General features: G+C 65.6%; 1 protein-coding gene. It reads right to left on the bottom strand.

Annotated elements, in window-relative coordinates; genetic code table 11:
• The coding region (locus tag SB725_RS33090) for a phytanoyl-CoA dioxygenase family protein (protein WP_410923685.1) at nt 1-247 on the bottom strand (247 nt) is incomplete at both ends.

Below are 247 nucleotides of genomic sequence, written 5' to 3'. Positions count from 1 at the left end.
CTGGTCGACCCGCGCGACTTTCGAACGTTGTCCACGCAACAGTTCGACACCCGGTTCGTTGTGTGCGGCGTGCGGTCCGAAGTAAATCGGGAATGCATCGGCCGCCCGATAGGCGGGCAGGAACGTGCGGCGCGGCAGCTGCGATACGTTGCGCGCCGATGCATGGAGCGTCAGGCAGTGCAGGAACAGGACGCTGCCGGCAGGCACCTCGATGCTGACCGCCCGAGCTTCATCGACGTCGTGGACC

Origin of the sequence: Pseudomonas sp. SIMBA_041, from assembly GCF_046535095.1 — a bacterium.
GTDB lineage: Bacteria > Pseudomonadota > Gammaproteobacteria > Pseudomonadales > Pseudomonadaceae > Aquipseudomonas > Aquipseudomonas mucoides.
The sequence above is the reverse complement of the archived record's forward strand: the minus strand, read 5'-3'. Positions and strand labels throughout refer to the sequence as shown.